The sequence below is a fragment of the Pseudomonas sp. GW821-FHT07F01 genome (assembly GCF_059418825.1).
This window is the reverse complement of record NZ_JBWKQO010000005.1, coordinates 362,725-378,397: the sequence shown is the minus strand read 5'-3', so window position 1 is coordinate 378,397 and position 15,673 is coordinate 362,725. Positions and strand designations below refer to the sequence as shown.

General features: G+C 60.4%; 15 protein-coding genes. 9 read left to right on the top strand and 6 right to left on the bottom strand.

Annotation, left to right across the window (positions count from 1 at the left end; genetic code table 11):
• Positions 1-54 precede the first annotated feature (54 nt).
• A complete protein-coding gene (locus AC07R1_RS20085; RefSeq protein WP_011063111.1) occupies positions 55-657 on the bottom strand; it encodes a peroxiredoxin in 603 nt (200 codons plus the stop codon).
• Between the two features lie 324 nt (positions 658-981).
• On the opposite strand from AC07R1_RS20085, the gene AC07R1_RS20080 reads away from it, so the two are divergent.
• Together AC07R1_RS20080 and bfr are read left to right on the top strand one after the other, a co-directional pair.
• The gene (locus AC07R1_RS20080; protein ID WP_011063112.1) at positions 982-1,200 is read left to right on the top strand and encodes a bacterioferritin-associated ferredoxin; all 219 of its coding nucleotides are present in this window, start codon (positions 982-984) and stop codon (positions 1,198-1,200) included.
• Positions 1,201-1,412: 212 nt separating this feature from the next.
• Entirely contained in the window at positions 1,413-1,886 is a 474-nt protein-coding gene (bfr, locus tag AC07R1_RS20075) for a bacterioferritin (protein WP_011063113.1), read from the top strand.
• Between the two features lie 176 nt (positions 1,887-2,062).
• Here bfr and grxD read toward each other — a convergent pair whose 3' ends face one another.
• The 3 genes from grxD to plzR form a co-directional block, all read right to left on the bottom strand.
• Positions 2,063-2,401: a Grx4 family monothiol glutaredoxin gene (gene grxD, locus AC07R1_RS20070; RefSeq protein ID WP_011063114.1), complete on the bottom strand. Its 339-nt coding sequence runs from the start codon at positions 2,399-2,401 to the stop codon at positions 2,063-2,065.
• A 96-nt stretch (positions 2,402-2,497) separates the two neighbouring features.
• On the bottom strand, positions 2,498-4,606 hold the full coding sequence (locus tag AC07R1_RS20065; RefSeq protein WP_495110876.1) for a molybdopterin oxidoreductase family protein: 2,109 nt from the start codon (positions 4,604-4,606) through the stop codon (positions 2,498-2,500).
• A gap of 135 nt (positions 4,607-4,741) precedes the next feature.
• The gene (gene plzR / locus AC07R1_RS20060; RefSeq protein WP_015636818.1) at positions 4,742-5,032 is read right to left on the bottom strand and encodes a PlzR type 4 pili assembly inhibitor; all 291 of its coding nucleotides are present in this window, start codon (positions 5,030-5,032) and stop codon (positions 4,742-4,744) included.
• A 415-nt stretch (positions 5,033-5,447) separates the two neighbouring features.
• Between plzR and argF the strand changes: the two genes are divergently transcribed.
• Both argF and AC07R1_RS20050 read left to right on the top strand, forming a co-directional pair.
• Entirely contained in the window at positions 5,448-6,368 is a 921-nt protein-coding gene (gene argF, locus AC07R1_RS20055; protein ID WP_019096003.1) for an ornithine carbamoyltransferase, read from the top strand.
• The gene (locus tag AC07R1_RS20050; protein ID WP_053153523.1) at positions 6,365-7,474 is read left to right on the top strand and encodes an ABC transporter ATP-binding protein; all 1,110 of its coding nucleotides are present in this window, start codon (positions 6,365-6,367) and stop codon (positions 7,472-7,474) included. Before argF ends, AC07R1_RS20050 begins: the two co-directional genes overlap by 4 nt.
• A gap of 76 nt (positions 7,475-7,550) precedes the next feature.
• Here AC07R1_RS20050 and AC07R1_RS20045 read toward each other — a convergent pair whose 3' ends face one another.
• Positions 7,551-8,333 (bottom strand): PhzF family phenazine biosynthesis protein, encoded by a 783-nt coding sequence (locus tag AC07R1_RS20045; RefSeq protein WP_401334901.1) that lies wholly within the window; start codon positions 8,331-8,333, stop codon positions 7,551-7,553.
• Between the two features lie 117 nt (positions 8,334-8,450).
• On the bottom strand, positions 8,451-8,921 hold the full coding sequence (gene ybaK / locus AC07R1_RS20040) for a Cys-tRNA(Pro) deacylase (protein WP_011063120.1): 471 nt from the start codon (positions 8,919-8,921) through the stop codon (positions 8,451-8,453).
• 371 nt (positions 8,922-9,292) lie between these two features.
• On the opposite strand from ybaK, the gene AC07R1_RS20035 reads away from it, so the two are divergent.
• From AC07R1_RS20035 to AC07R1_RS20015, 5 genes are all read left to right on the top strand, one after another.
• Entirely contained in the window at positions 9,293-10,141 is an 849-nt protein-coding gene (locus AC07R1_RS20035; protein ID WP_015636822.1) for an MIP/aquaporin family protein, read from the top strand.
• A 76-nt stretch (positions 10,142-10,217) separates the two neighbouring features.
• Entirely contained in the window at positions 10,218-11,723 is a 1,506-nt protein-coding gene (gene glpK / locus AC07R1_RS20030; protein WP_019093252.1) for a glycerol kinase GlpK, read from the top strand.
• A gap of 95 nt (positions 11,724-11,818) precedes the next feature.
• Positions 11,819-12,574 (top strand): DeoR/GlpR family transcriptional regulator, encoded by a 756-nt coding sequence (locus tag AC07R1_RS20025; RefSeq protein ID WP_011063123.1) that lies wholly within the window; start codon positions 11,819-11,821, stop codon positions 12,572-12,574.
• Positions 12,575-12,849: 275 nt separating this feature from the next.
• Positions 12,850-14,388: a glycerol-3-phosphate dehydrogenase gene (glpD, locus tag AC07R1_RS20020; RefSeq protein WP_015636824.1), complete on the top strand. Its 1,539-nt coding sequence runs from the start codon at positions 12,850-12,852 to the stop codon at positions 14,386-14,388.
• A 364-nt stretch (positions 14,389-14,752) separates the two neighbouring features.
• Positions 14,753-15,667, top strand: coding sequence for a glutamate/aspartate ABC transporter substrate-binding protein (locus AC07R1_RS20015; RefSeq protein ID WP_011063125.1), 915 nt, complete (start codon positions 14,753-14,755; stop codon positions 15,665-15,667).
• Positions 15,668-15,673 lie beyond the last annotated feature (6 nt).

Here is a 15,673-nt window from a genome sequence, read left to right as displayed (position 1 = left end):
GCCCCATAAAAAAACCGGCCCTAAGGCCGGTTTTTTTATGCGTGACGCCAAGCCTTACAGCTTGCCGGCGTTCTCGCTCAGGTAAGCAGCAACGCCTTCTGGCGAAGCGGTCATGCCCTTGTCGCCTTTCTTCCAGTTGGCAGGGCAGACTTCGCCGTGCTCTTCGTGGAACTGCAGAGCGTCGACCAGACGGATCAGCTCTTCCATGTTGCGGCCCAGTGGCAGGTCGTTGACGATCTGCGAGCGGACAACGCCTTTGTCGTCGATCAGGAACGCGCCACGGAAAGCCACGCCGCCTTCGGACTCAACGTCGTAGGCCTTGGCGATTTCGTGCTTCATGTCAGCAGCCATGATGTATTGAACCTGACCGATGCCGCCGGCATTGATCGGGGTGTTACGCCAGGCGTTGTGAGTGAAGTGCGAGTCGATGGACACAGCGATCACTTCAACGTTGCGTGCCTTGAAATCAGCCATGCGGTGGTCCAGAGCGATCAGCTCGGACGGGCACACGAAGGTGAAGTCCAGCGGGTAGAAGAACACCAGGCCGTATTTGCCTTTGATGGCCGAGGACAGGGTGAAGCTGTCGACGATTTCGCCATTGCCGAGAACGGCCGGAACGGTGAAGTCAGGGGCTTGTTTGCCTACGAGTACGCTCATTGGATATCTCCTGGTGTGGACGTAGTAATGAAGAAGAAGGGTTGGCCCCGAGCCTGCCATGCTGATGCGACAGCCCCGTGACGTGCGCCCTCTTCGCAAGGACCGACCATCATACACGGCGTTTTTAAGCTGTCCTTAGTGGTTTTTCCTCTGGCCGGCCTCCAACGCGAAAAATGCGAATGATCTGTCATTAATGCCAAGAAAAGCCGTTCGTCACTCAAGCAAGAATCAGCAACAAAGGGCGTCGAAACCACTTTGACAATCATTCTCGTTAACATTAAGATCCATCGCAATTGAGCCCTAACCAGCGACGGTTCTCATCTTATGTATGTCTGCCTCTGCACCGGTGTCACCGACGGACAAATTCGCGAAGCGATCTACGAAGGTTGCTGCAGCTACCGCGAAGTACGCCAGGCCACCGGCGTTGCCAGCCAGTGCGGCAAATGTGCCTGCCTGGCCAAGCAAGTGGTTCGCGAAACCCTGACCGAATTGCAGAGCAGCCAAGCGGCAATCCCCTACCCTGTGGAATTTAATGTCGCCTGATTTAATCAATAATTAGCGGCGTTACAAACAACCGGACCTGGCGTCCGGTTTTTTTATGCCTGTAATTCAATCGCTTAGAGACAAAACGCGGAACACAAACATTCTTATTCCGATTAATTTTCATATATTATTCAATAACTTAGGTTTGACAGTAATGTTCATGCAGCTCAGACTCTGCCCATGTTCCACTAAATACAGGGCAGGACCCCATCATGAAAGGCGACATTACAGTCATCCAGCATCTCAATAAAATCCTTGCCAATGAACTGGTCGCGATCAATCAGTACTTCCTGCATGCGCGCATGTATGAAGATTGGGGCCTGAACAAGCTGGGCAAGCACGAGTACCACGAGTCCATCGACGAGATGAAGCATGCGGACAAGCTGATCAAGCGCATCCTCTTCCTCGAAGGCCTGCCCAACGTCCAGGACCTGGGCAAGTTGCATATCGGTGAGCACACCAAGGAAATGCTCGAATGCGACCTGCGTATCGAGCGCACCGGCCATGCCGACCTCAAGGCCGCGATCGCCCATTGCGAATCGGTTGGTGACTTCGGCAGCCGTGAACTGCTGGAAGATATTCTGGAATCCGAAGAAGAGCATATCGACTGGCTGGAAACCCAATTGGGCCTGATCGATAAAGTGGGTATCGAGAACTATCTGCAATCGCAAATGGGTGACGAGTAACTCAACTCGTAATACCCGAAGAATAAAAAAGCCCCGCTTCTCTTATGAGAGCGGGGCTTTTTTTATTACGCGGATATGTTCGCGTAACAAACCGAAGCAGAGTGCTTGCCGCAAGTTTCCGAGAATCACACGAGTAGCATGTCGATTCCCGGAAACCCTCGCGAGCAGGCGCGCTTTTACGCTTCGGTCTTGGCAGCGGCTTTTTCGGCAGCGGCCTTGATCAGGCTCTGCAATTCACCGTTGGCGAACATTTCAGCCATGATGTCGCTGCCGCCGACCAGCTCACCGGCCACCCACAGTTGTGGGAAGGTTGGCCAATTGGCGTACTTGGGCAGGTTGGCGCGAATTTCCGGGTTCTGCAGGATGTCCACGTAAGCGAACTTCTCACCACAGCCCATTACGGCCTGAGCGGCTTTGGCAGAGAAGCCGCACTGCGGGGCATTCGGCGAGCCTTTCATATAAAGCAGAATGGTGTTGTTGGCAATCTGCTCTTTAATAGTTTCGATGATATCCATGGAACACCTCGGCTGAACTTTCCGACTCTGTTGTCGGCACGGTGGCGCATTGTAACGGAATCCTGAGCACCCTGCTCGGCCTCTCCGACAGACATCTCAGGCCGCCTGCACCCTGACCGGCACCCCGTTCAACGCCGCATTTCCCGACAGCACATCGAGCTGGCGCTCGTCGGTCAGGTCATTGGCGCTGCAACCCGGCTGCTCCGTGGCTATGTTCATCTGCACGCCCGGACGCCCATGCCCCCAGCCATGGGGCAGGCTCACCACCCCCGGCATCATCTCGGCGCTGGCCAGCACTTCGACTTCCACCGCGCCGACCCGTGAACTGATGCGTACCCGTTGACCGTCCTGCAAACCCCGGAGAGCCAGATCCTGCGGATGCATCAGCAGTTGGTGACGAGGCTTGCCCTTCACCAGGCGGTGATAGTTGTGCATCCAGGAGTTGTTACTGCGCACATGCCTGCGGCCGATCAACAACAGTTCCCCCTCCTGCGGCGCCTTCAGGGCAGCAAAGCGCTCCAGGTCGGCCATGATCGCCGGCGGCGCAGCCTGGACCCGCCGGTTTTCGGTTTTCAGGCGCCCGGCCAGATTCGGCTGCAGCGGCCCCAGATCGATGCCATGGGGATGCTCGGCCAGCGTCGCCAATGACAGCTTGAACGGCGAGGCGTCGCCATAAGGCCCGGCACGCAGCCCCATATCAATCATTTGCGCCGGCGCGATGGTCGGCTTGAGCGAGCTTTCGGTGCGCTCGGCAAAGGCCTTGGCCAGGCCGACGAAGATCTCCCAGTCGTGCAGTGCACCTTCGGGCTTGGGCAGGATCGCTCGGTTGAAACGGCTGACGTTGCGCACCGCGAACAGATTGAACGTGGTGTCGTAGTGATCATTTTCCAGGGCTGAGGTGGACGGCAGGATCAAGTCGGCATAGCGGGTGGTTTCGTTGATGTACAGGTCGATGCTGAGCATGAACTCCAAGCCATCCAGCGCCTGCTCCAGCTGCCGGCCATTGGGCGTGGACAGCACCGGGTTGCCCGCCACCGTGATCAGCGCCCGTACCTGCCCCTCCCCTTCGGTGAGCATCTCTTCTGCCAGGGCCGACACCGGCAACTCGCCGCCGTATTCCGGAAGCCCGGAAACCCGGCTCTGCCAGGCATTGAAGTGGCCGCCCGAAGTCGCCGCTACCAGATCCACCGCGGGGCTGGTACACAAGGCGCCACCCACGCGGTCGAGGTTACCGGTGACCAGGTTGAGCAATTGCAGCAACCAATGGCACAGCGTGCCGAAGGCCTGGGTCGAGACGCCCATGCGCCCGTAGCAGACCGCTCTGTCGGCCGAGGCGAAATCCCTGGCCAGTTGGCGGATCTGTGGCGCCGCAATGGCGCACAGGGGGCTCATGGCCTCCGCCGTGAACCGGGATATGGCCTGGCGCACCTCGGCCAGCCCATCCACCTGCAAGTGACTGTCGCGGGTCGGCCCCTCTTCGAAGATGCTGTTGAGCAGGCCAAACAGCAGCGCGACATCGCCCCCCGGGCGGACAAACAGATGCTGGTCGGCCATGGCCGCGGTTTCGCTGCGCCGCGGATCGACCACCACTACCTTGCCGCCACGGGCCTGGATCGCTTTCAGGCGCTTTTCCACATCCGGAACGGTCATGATGCTGCCGTTGGACGCCAGGGGATTGCCACCAAGAATCAACATGAAATCGGTGTGATCGATATCCGGAATCGGCAACAGCAAGCCGTGGCCATACATCAGGTAGCTGGTCAGGTGCTGAGGCAATTGGTCGACCGAGGTGGCCGAGAAGCGATTGCGCGTCTTGAGCTGGCCGAGAAAGTAGTTGCTGTGGGTCATCAGCCCATAGTTGTGCACGCTGGGATTGCCCTGGTAGGTCGCCACCGCGTTGTTGCCATGACGCTGCTGAATGCTCGCCAGCCGCTCGGCCACCAGGGCAAAGGCCTCGTCCCATTCGATCGGTTGCCACTCATTGCCAACCCGGCGCACCGGCTGGCGCAGGCGGTCCGGGTCATTCTGGATATCCTGCAAGGCTACGGCCTTGGGGCAGATATGACCGCGGCTGAAACTGTCCTGAGGATCGCCCTTGATCGAGCTGATGCGCGGAGCACTGCCGTCTTCTTCGGTGATTTCCAGTGTCAGGCCACAGATGGCCTCACACAGGTGGCAGGCACGGTGATGGAGAGTCTTGGTCATGGCCAGTTTCTATTGTCTGAGAGCGCAGCGTATTCGCTTGCCGGAAGCAAAAACTATGGGCGCTCCCCTGACAGGACACCAGTGACGTTCGTCCCATGAATTCACGGCCATCAGCCCCGGCCATGATCGGCGCCTTCAGTTGGAGGGCAACCGTGGCGGCCCATCCGCTGAGACGTGGGTGGTTGCATCCACGGCCTCCCGCTCTCCATAGCCACCCGAGAGTTGTGCGAGCAATCGCCAATGCTCGTCCAGGCCTGCACTGAGGCTCATCATCCGGTCGATCATCTTGCGCGCGGCCGCTCGGGTCACCGGATCTTCACTGCGCAGCAGCTCGAAGGAAAACGCCGTCACCGAAGCTGTCATGTCGGTGAGTGCCCGGGCCGTGAGCCCCAAGAGCGTCATCAGTTGTTGCTCCCTGGATTCCATCGTTCACCCGTCCCTGCCACTGATTCGCCTTTATAACCTCAGCACTTTGCATTAGGAAATGTTTCAGGCTGCCAGCCCGCGGATTATCCGGGACGCAGCCCCCGCCCTCCAGGTCAGAAAACGACTGCATGGGCATCACCTGCGCCGCGCTCGATTGCCAAGGCGCGCCGGGGCAGTGTACAAATGCCCGGCTGCTGTCTGGAAACTGGTCTCAAAAGTGCCAGCGCATTCGCGTCCTGGCCTCTCATGCCCATAATCGCCGTAGCACTACTATTGGTAAGACGCGACATTTAATTATAAGATCGCGCCTTCCCCTATTTCGTCGCCCCGTGCGGCTTTCGCCGCAGGTCCAGCCCGTTGTTCGACTAAACAAGGCTTTGAGAATCTGCGGTCCGTTGCAAAAAGGTAGTTAATGATGAGCGCAAGGCACTTTCTCTCCCTGATGGATTGCACGCCCGAAGAGCTGGTCAGTGTGATTCGTCGAGGCATCGAGCTGAAGGACCTGCGTAACCGCGGCGTACTCTTCGAGCCCTTGAAAAATCGTGTGCTTGGCATGATTTTCGAGAAGTCGTCGACCCGAACCCGACTGTCCTTCGAAGCCGGCATGATCCAGCTGGGCGGCCAGGCCATCTTCCTTTCGCCACGGGACACTCAACTGGGGCGCGGCGAGCCCATCGGCGACTGCGCCATCGTCATGTCGCGCATGCTCGATGCGGTGATGATCCGCACCTTTGCCCACAGCACCCTGACCGAGTTTGCGGCCAACTCCCGCGTACCGGTGATCAACGGCCTGTCCGATGACCTGCACCCCTGCCAACTGCTGGCTGACATGCAGACGTTCCTCGAGCATCGCGGCTCGATCCAGGGCAAGACCGTGGCCTGGATCGGCGACGGCAACAACATGTGCAATAGCTATATAGAAGCGGCCATCCAGTTCGACTTCCAACTGCGCATCGCCTGCCCCGAAGGGTACGAGCCCAACGCGGATTTCGTAGCCCAGGCCGGCGACCGCGTGACCATCGTCCGTGATCCTCGCGAAGCCGTGCGTGGTGCCCACCTGGTGAGCACCGATGTCTGGACCTCCATGGGCCAGGAAGAGGAGACCGCCAAGCGCCTGCAACTGTTCGCTCCCTTCCAGGTCAACCGTGCACTGCTGGACCTGGCCGCCGAGGACGTTCTGTTCATGCATTGCCTGCCCGCCCACCGCGGTGAAGAAATCAGCCTCGACCTGCTGGACGACCCGCGTTCGGTGGCCTGGGACCAGGCGGAAAACCGCCTCCACGCACAAAAGGCCCTGCTCGAATTCCTCGTCGAGCCGGCGTACCACCACGCATGAGCCAGCCATTGCTACTGAACCTGCGCAACCTCGCTTGCGGCTACCAGGACCAACGCGTGGTGCAGAACCTCAACCTGCACCTCAATGCCGGGGATATCGGCTGCCTGCTGGGCTCATCCGGCTGCGGCAAGACCACCACCCTGCGCGCCATCGCCGGGTTCGAGCCGGTGCATGAGGGGGAAATCCAGCTGGCGGGCGAGACCATCTCCAGCGCCGGTTTCACCCTGGCGCCGGAGAAACGCCGGATCGGCATGGTGTTCCAGGACTACGCCCTTTTCCCGCACCTGAGCGTGGCCGACAACATTGCCTTCGGCATTCGCAAACACCCGCAGAAAGAGCGGGTGGTGGCCGAACTGCTGGAGCTGGTGAACCTGAAGAACCTCGGCCAGCGCTTCCCCCACGAACTGTCCGGTGGCCAGCAACAACGGGTGGCCCTGGCTCGTGCCCTGGCTCCCGAACCACAACTGCTGCTGCTCGACGAGCCCTTCTCCAACCTCGACGGCGAACTGCGACGCAAGCTCAGCCACGAGGTGCGTGACATCCTCAAGGCCCGTGGCACCAGTGCGATCCTGGTCACTCACGACCAGGAGGAAGCCTTCGCCGTGAGCGATCAGGTAGGGGTGTTCAAGGAAGGCCGCCTGGAACAGTGGGACACACCGTACAACCTCTACCACGAACCCCAGACGCCCTTCGTCGCCAGCTTCATCGGTCAGGGCTACTTCATTCGCGGCCAGTTGAGCAGCCCGGAATCGGTACAGACCGAACTCGGCTTGCTGCAGGGCAACCGCGCCTACACCTGGCCAACCGGCGGTGCGGTGGATGTGCTGTTGCGTCCGGACGACATCGTCCACGCCCCCGACAGCGCCTTGAAAGCCCGCGTCGTGGGCAAGACGTTCCTCGGCGCCTCGACCCTGTATCGCCTGCAGCTGCCCACCGGCAGCCAGCTGGAATCGATCTTTCCGAGCCACGCCGATCATCAGGTCGGCGCCGATGTGGGTATCCGGGTCGCGGCGGAACACCTGGTGCTGTTCCAGGCCTCGGGCAGTACCGCAGCGCAGATCCCGCAAAGCGACTCAGGGGTGCGCCGCTACAGCAGCGCGCATTGAGCCGTCTTCGCTGGCAAGCCAGCTCCTACGACAGCGCACTGTAGGAGCCGGCTTGCCGGCGAAACACCCAGCACAGTCATTGCAGATGCAACTGCCCACTGGCAATCAGCCGGGCATGCCCACCGATCTTCACCCGCTCACCTTCCAGACGACAAAACAATGCGCCACCTCGGGCAGAGCACTGGTAGGCGCTCAACTGCGGCTTATCCAACCGCTGCGCCCAGTAAGGCGCCAGGCAGCAATGGGTGGATCCGGTCACCGGGTCCTCATCGATACCGATGGCGGGGGCAAAATAGCGCGAGACAAAGTCGTGCTGCTCCCCGCGCGCAGTCACGATCACCCCGGGCCAGGGCAGTTTCGCCAGCGCCGTCATATCCGGCCGGCACTCACGCACCGCCTGCTCCGACTCCAGCACGGCCAATAGCTCGTTGGCCCCCAGCAATTCGACGACCTCAACCCCCAGCGCTTGCGCCACCGCCTCCCGCCCTGCCTGGCTGCTCGGGCTGCGCAGCGGGAAATCCAGCCACAACAGGCCCTCTTCACGGGTGACACTCAGGGGCCCGGACTGGCTGAGAAAGTCGATACGCTGCGCGGTCTGGCCATAAACCTCGAACAACACATAGGCAGTGGCCAGGGTTGCATGCCCGCACAACGGCACTTCCGTCACCGGGGTGAACCAGCGAATCCGCCAGCCCTGGGCCTCACGCACGACAAAAGCGGTTTCTGCCAGATTGTGCTCGGCAGCAATCTGCTGCATCAGCCTGTCATCGAGCCAGGACTCAAGCCGGTAAACCATGGCCGGATTACCCGCGAACGGGCGCTCGCTGAACGCATCGACCTGATGAAACTCAAGCTGCATATCCCTTCTCCGTGAATAACTGGCCCCCAGCATGGGCCCTGGCCCCCGACGGGCGACAGACACAGAAGTCGGGATTTTCCTGCATACAGCAGCGGCCCTGGCCGCAGCCGCTGCGACTCAAGGACGACCGATATCGGCGAACCTGGCCTGGGTATGCTCGGCCAGTACCGCCGGCGCCAGCTCGACTTCCAGGCCACGGCGCCCGGCACTGACAAAAATGCTGGCGAACGGCTGCGCACTGTTATCGATAAAGGTCCGCAGGCGCTTCTTCTGCCCCAGCGGGCTGATGCCTCCCAGCAGGTACCCCGTGGCGCGCTGGGCGGCAGCCGGGTCGGCCATTTCAGCCTTCTTCACGCCCGCTGCGTGGGCCAGGGCCTTCAGGTCAAGACTTCCGACGACCGGCACCACCGCCACCAGCAGCTCACCCTTTTCACTGCTGGCAAGCAAGGTCTTGAACACCTGCGCTGGATCAAGATCAAGCTTCTCCGCGGCCTCCAGGCCATAGGAGGCGGCCTTGGGGTCATGTTCGTAACTGTGGATGCGATGTTCGGCGCGAACTTTTTTCAGCAGGTCCAGTGCAGGGGTCATGGCAGCTCCAGGCGAGGAATGAAAAGGCAAAACCAAGCGCGCGAATTTTAGGTCATTCACCAGCAAAAGGCTCTATTCCAAGCCTTGATAACCGGCCCGTGTGCCTACGAAAGCAACCATGCCTGTCGTTCCCGCGACTATGCCCCGGAATCATTCATTTGATTGATATCTATAAAATGACCATCCGTTCACTTTCGACCTTTGACAGCGGTGTTTCTTGTCTATATTTTTTCGTTTCTGAATATCATGCGGTAGATCCAAGGTTGTACCCAGTAGCAAGGCGAGGTCGGAATGGGGATTCCGCCTTCGTTTGAAGTCGCGCTCCATGCCTTTTGCAGCAGCGCCAGACAACAACAAAAATCGAGGTTCACATGACAACTGCTCTGCAACAACCGTCGCTATCGGGCCAATGCATCGCCGAGTTTCTGGGTACTGCGCTGTTGATCTTCTTCGGCACCGGTTGTGTCGCCGCGCTCAAGGTCGCGGGGGCCAGCTTCGGCCTATGGGAAATCAGCATCATCTGGGGGATCGGCGTGAGCATGGCGATCTACCTGACCGCCGGAGTTTCCGGCGCGCACCTGAACCCTGCCGTGAGCATCGCCCTGTGCCTGTTCGCCGATTTTGAAAAGCGCAAACTGCCGTTCTACATCCTCGCCCAGATCGCTGGCGCCTTCTGCGCGGCGCTGTTGGTTTACACGCTGTACAGCAACCTGTTCTTCGATTTCGAACAAACCCACCAGATGGTCCGTGGCTCCCAGGCCAGCCTGGAACTGGCCTCGGTGTTCTCCACCTTCCCCAACCCGGCGCTGTCCACTGCCCAGGCGTTCCTAGTGGAGCTGGTGATCACCGCCATCCTGATGGGAGTGATCATGTCCCTGACCGATGACAACAATGGCCTGCCGCGCGGCCCGATGGCTCCGCTGCTGATCGGCCTGCTGATTGCCGTGATCGGCAGTGCCATGGGCCCGCTGACCGGGTTTGCGATGAACCCGGCGCGGGACTTCGGGCCTAAACTGATGACGTTCGTGACCGGCTGGGGTGAAATTTCCTTCACCGGCGGCCGTGATATTCCGTATTTCCTGGTGCCAATCTTCGCTCCGATCCTCGGCGCCTGCCTGGGTGCTGCGGCCTATCGCGGCTTGATTGCCCGCCATTTGCCCAGCGCTGCTGTCGCCCCGGAGGCCGAACAGGTCACCGAAGGCAAAGTCAAAGCTTCCTGAATCCAGTGGCGCGTGATCCTGCCCAAATCGATCGCGCGCCTGTTCTCACTCCCTTATTTCGTCCAAGGCAATCGACATGACCGACATTCAGAATAAGAACTACATCATTGCCCTCGATCAGGGTACGACCAGTTCCCGGGCGATCATTTTCGATCGCGACGCCAACGTGGTCTGCACCGCCCAGCGCGAATTCGCCCAGCATTACCCTCAGGCCGGCTGGGTCGAACATGACCCGATGGAAATCTTCGCCACCCAGAGCGCGGTGATGGTCGAGGCCCTGGCACAAGCCGGCCTGCATCACGACCAGGTGGCCGCCATCGGTATCACCAACCAGCGTGAAACCACTGTGGTCTGGGACAAGAACACCGGCCGGCCGATCTACAACGCCATCGTCTGGCAGTGCCGCCGCAGCACCGAGATCTGCCAGCAGCTCAAGCGCGACGGCCTGGAAGACTACATCCGCGAAACCACCGGCCTGGTGACCGACCCCTACTTCTCCGGCACCAAGCTCAAGTGGATCCTCGACAACGTCGAAGGCAGCCGCGAGCGTGCGCGCAACGGCGAGCTGCTGTTCGGCACCATCGACAGCTGGCTGATCTGGAAATTCACCGGCGGCAAGACCCACGTCACCGACTACACCAACGCCTCGCGCACCATGCTCTTCAACATCCACACCCTGGAGTGGGACGCGAAGATGCTGGAGGTGCTGGACATCCCGCGGGAAATGCTCCCGGAAGTGAAGTCCTCGTCGGAAATATATGGCCGCACCAAGAGCGGCATCGCCATCGGCGGTATCGCCGGCGACCAGCAGGCCGCGCTGTTCGGCCAGATGTGCGTCGAGCCGGGCCAGGCCAAGAACACCTATGGCACCGGCTGCTTCCTGCTGATGAACACCGGCGACAAGGCGGTTAAATCCCAGCACGGCATGCTCACCACTATCGCCTGCGGCCCCCGTGGCGAAGTGGCCTACGCCCTGGAAGGTGCAGTATTCAACGGTGGTTCCACCGTGCAGTGGCTGCGTGATGAACTGAAGATCATCAACGACGCCCACGACACCGAATACTTCGCCGGCAAGGTCAAGGACAGCAACGGCGTGTATCTGGTGCCGGCCTTCACCGGCCTGGGTGCTCCCTACTGGGACCCCTATGCCCGTGGCGCGCTGTTCGGCCTGACCCGCGGCGTGCGCGTGGACCACATCATCCGTGCCGCCCTGGAGTCCATCGCCTACCAGACCCGCGACGTGCTCGACGCCATGCAGCAGGACTCCGGCGAACGCCTCAAAGCCCTGCGGGTGGACGGCGGCGCCGTGGCCAACAACTTCCTCATGCAGTTCCAGGCCGACATCCTCGGCACCCAGGTGGAACGCCCGCAAATGCGTGAAACCACCGCCCTGGGCGCTGCCTACCTGGCGGGCCTGGCCTGCGGTTTCTGGGGCAGCCTGGAAGAACTGCGGGGCAAGGCGGTGATCGAGCGCGAGTTCGAACCACAACTGGCGGAAGCGGAAAAAGAAGGCCTGTACGCAGGCTGGAAGAAGGCCGTCAGCCGCACCCGCGACTGGGAACCCCACGACGAGGCCAAATAAGCCAAGCCGTGGATTGGTAACCGCTTGTAACTGGTAGGGAGGGGATTCCTGCGGCATCATGGGCAAATTTTGCACGGCAGCCCAAAGGAAGCCCCATGAATCTGCCTCCCCGTCAGCAGCAAATCCTCGATCTGGTTCGCGAACGCGGCTACGTCAGCATCGAGGAATTGGCCCAGCTGTTCGTCGTAACCCCGCAAACCATCCGCCGCGATATCAACCAGCTGGCGGAAGCCAATCTGCTGCGCCGCTACCACGGTGGCGCAGCCTATGACTCCAGCGTAGAAAACACCGCCTACGCCATGCGCGCCGACCAGATGCGCGACGAAAAGCAGCGTATCGGCGAAGCCGTTGCCGCGCAGATCCCCGATCACGCCTCGCTGTTCATCAATATCGGCACCACCACCGAATCCATCGCCCGGGCCCTGCTCAATCACAGCCACCTGAAGATCATCACCAACAACCTGCACGTGGCCTCGATGCTCAGTGCCAAGGATGATTTCGACGTGCTGCTCACCGGCGGCAATGTGCGCCGTGACGGCGGCGTGGTGGGCCAGGCCAGTGTCGACTTCATCAACCAGTTCAAGGTCGACTTCGCCCTGGTGGGCATCAGTGGCATCGACGAGGACGGCAGCCTGCTGGACTTCGACTACCAGGAAGTGCGGGTATCCCAGGCGATCATCGCCAATGCCCGGCAGGTGATCCTGGCTGCCGACTCCAGCAAGTTCGGGCGCAACGCCATGATCCGCCTGGGGCCCATCAGCCTGATCGATTGCCTGGTCACCGACCAGCAACCGGTACCGGCCCTGACCCAACTGCTCAACCAGCACAAGATCCGTCTCGAAGTGGTCTGACTGCTCTCCCCTCTGCGGATCCGGCCGCGCTCGAACGACGAGCCTCGACGCTTCATCGCTTTCGAAATCGCCGCGGCCGATCCCGCCATCCAGCCCAAGGCAACAGCAGCGGCTACAGTTACCCGTCAACAATGTTCGAAAACTTTCCTTTAGCGCTGCTTCGATCAGTTTTTTCAATCGAAGCACGCTGGATGCGTGCATCTTTATGCGCTAGTATTTTCGAAAATGAACATTAATGTTCGAATTCAAATATCAAAGTAACACGAGGCCTGTCGATGCCCACTTCTACCTTGCCCGCGCGCCCTCTTTCCGAGGTTTACGATATCGCCGTCATTGGCGGTGGGATCAATGGTGTTGGAATTGCCGCCGATGCGGCAGGTCGCGGCCTGTCCGTGTTCCTTTGCGAAAAGGACGACCTGGCCAGCCATACCTCCTCGGCCAGCAGCAAGCTGATCCACGGCGGCCTGCGCTACCTCGAACATTACGAGTTCCGCCTGGTGCGCGAAGCCCTGGCCGAACGCGAAGTGCTGCTGGCCAAGGCCCCGCATATCGTCAAGCCCATGCGTTTCGTCCTGCCGCACCGGCCACACCTGCGCCCGGCCTGGATGATTCGCGCCGGCCTGTTCCTGTATGACCACCTGGGCAAGCGGGAAAAACTCGCCGGCTCGCGCAGCCTGAAGTTCGGTGCCGACAGCGCCCTGAAAGCCGAAATCACCAAGGGCTTCGAATACTCCGATTGCTGGGTCGACGATGCGCGCCTGGTGGTGCTCAATGCCATGGCCGCCCGCGAACACGGCGCCCACGTTCATACCCAGACCCGCTGCATCAGCGCCCGCCGCAGCAAGGGCCTGTGGCAACTGGAGCTGGAGCGCGCCGATGGCAGCCTGTTCTCCATCAGCGCCAAGGCCCTGGTGAACGCCGCGGGCCCCTGGGTCGCCAAGTTCATCAAGGACGACCTCAAGCTGGAGTCGCCGTACGGTATCCGCCTGATCCAGGGCAGCCACCTGATCGTGCCCAAGCTGTACGAGGGCGAGCACGCGCACATCCTGCAGAACGAGGACCAGCGCATCGTCTTCACCATTCCCTACCTCAACCAGTTCACCCTGATCGGTACCACCGACCGCGAATACACCGGTGACCCGGCCAAGGTGGCGATCACTGAAGGTGAAACCGATTACCTGCTGCAAGTGGTCAATGCGCACTTCAAGAAACAGCTGAGCCGCAGCGATATCCTGCACAGCTATTCCGGCGTTCGCCCGCTGTGCAATGACGAATCCGACAACCCTTCGGCCGTCACCCGCGACTACACCCTGGCCCTTTCCGGCCATGGCGAGGAGGCCCCCCTGCTGTCGGTGTTCGGCGGCAAGCTGACCACCTACCGCAAACTGGCGGAATCGGCGATGGCGCAGCTGGCGCCGTACTTCAAGCAGGCCAAGCCGAGCTGGACAGCCCAGGCCACCCTGCCCGGTGGCGAGAACATGAGCACGCCACAGGCACTGGCAGAAGCCATCCGCAAGAAGTTCGACTGGGTACCCAGCCAGATCGCCCAGCGCTGGGCCACCAGCTACGGCAGCCGTACCTGGCGCCTGCTGGAAGGCGTGCACAGCCTCAGCGACCTGGGCGAACACCTGGGCGGCGGCCTCTATACCCGCGAAGTGGATTATCTGTGCAGCGAGGAATGGGCAGTGAAAGCCCAGGACATTCTCTGGCGCCGGAGCAAGCTCGGGCTGTTCACCACCGAGGCGCAGCAGCAGCAACTGCAGGATTATCTGCAAAAAGTCGAGCACAATCGCGGCAAGATCAAGGCTGCCTGAGCCACATAGGCAAGCAAAGCCCCTGCACCGGAAGGTCCAGGGGCTTTTTTGTGGGCCAGCAGGATTGAACGTTTCGCCGGCAAGCCGGCTCCTACAATGGCAGGGGCACGTTCGGTTTTCCGAATGGCGAAGCCACAGGGGTTCGGATAACCGGATACAGCCGCTGAAATCCCCAGGTCATAAATATTCTATAGGCTTGAAAATCAAGGGTTTGACGATGATCAATGGGTCTGGCACGACTCATGCTCTACACTGTGCGACGAATGCCTGTCGTGCCAACACAACAGGAGCCGTCAAGGCATTCGCTGTATAAAAGAGCCGTCGAACTGGCTTCATAAAAAAAACAAATGTCGAGGAAATATTGATGCGCATCGTTCCCCATCTGTTGGGCGCAGCTATCGCTGCCGCTCTGATTAGCACTCCAGTTTTCGCTGCCGAGCTCACCGGCACACTGAAGAAAATCAAAGAGTCCGGCACCATCACCCTCGGACATCGCGACGCTTCCATTCCGTTTTCCTACATCGCTGACGCTTCCGGCGTGCCAGTGGGTTACTCCCACGACATCCAGCTGAAAATCGTCGAAGCGATCAAGAAAGACCTCGACATGCCTGACCTGAAGGTCAAGTACAACCTAGTCACCTCCCAGACCCGTATCCCGCTGGTGCAGAACGGCACCGTGGACGTCGAGTGCGGCTCCACCACCAACAACGTCGAGCGTCAGCAACAAGTCGACTTCTCCGTTGGCATCTTCGAGATCGGCACCCGTCTGCTGTCCAAGAAGGACTCTTCCTACAAGGACTTCGCGGACCTGAAAGGCAAGAACGTGGTAACCACAGCCGGTACCACTTCCGAGCGCATCCTCAAGGCCATGAACGCCGACAAGCAGATGGGCATGAACGTGATCTCCGCCAAGGACCACGGTGAGTCGTTCCAGATGCTGGAATCGGGCCGCGCCGTAGCCTTCATGATGGACGACGCACTGCTGGCCGGTGAAATGGCCAAGGCCAAGAAACCGACCGACTGGGCCGTGACCGGTACCCCTCAGTCCTACGAAATCTACGGCTGCATGGTGCGCAAGGGCGATGCCCCGTTCAAGAAAGCCGTGGATGACGCCATCGTCGCCACCTACAAATCGGGCGAAATCAACAAGATCTACGACAAGTGGTTCCAGTCGCCGATCCCGCCAAAAGGCCTGAACCTGATGTTCCCGATGAGCGACGAGCTCAAGGCCCTGATCGCCAACCCGACCGACAAAGCGGCTGACGACAAAAAGTCCTGATTCCTG